Genomic DNA, 410 nt, shown 5'->3' on the forward strand with positions numbered 1-410 from the left:
AGGAGGTTATCACGCAATTCTTTCCTCTCAACCTTCGTGAACTTCCCAGCATTGAGAATTTCTTGAAGAACTACCTTTGCCATCCTATGATATTCCTCAATAAACTCTAGAATAGTCTCGTCAGCTTGGAGTGGAATTGAGTATGCTCTAACAACGGTTTCATTTTTTGCCCTTTTCATAGTGCTCGACGAGCCTCCAGATGATTTCCTCATATGTTTCACCTTTTTTACCGAGCTCTTTGAGTTTATCCCTCAACTTCTTTGACACTTGAATGGTAGTCTTTTCCTCCATAACCGTCACCATAACAATTATACAAAACTATAGTTTTTATAGTTTTCGATCCACAAAAATCCACAATTTTCTATAAACCTTCACAAAAACAAGAACAGTTAGCAACGGCTCTTTCTTCA

At 37.8% G+C, this 410-nt stretch carries 1 pseudogene; it reads right to left on the reverse strand.

The window, feature by feature from the left end:
* Positions 1 to 212 (reverse strand): annotated as a pseudogene (locus E3E26_RS11095) (hypothetical protein); the annotation flags it as partial.
* Positions 213 to 410 lie beyond the last annotated feature (198 nt).

Origin of the sequence: Thermococcus sp. LS1, from assembly GCF_012027395.1 — an archaeon.
GTDB lineage: Archaea > Methanobacteriota_B > Thermococci > Thermococcales > Thermococcaceae > Thermococcus.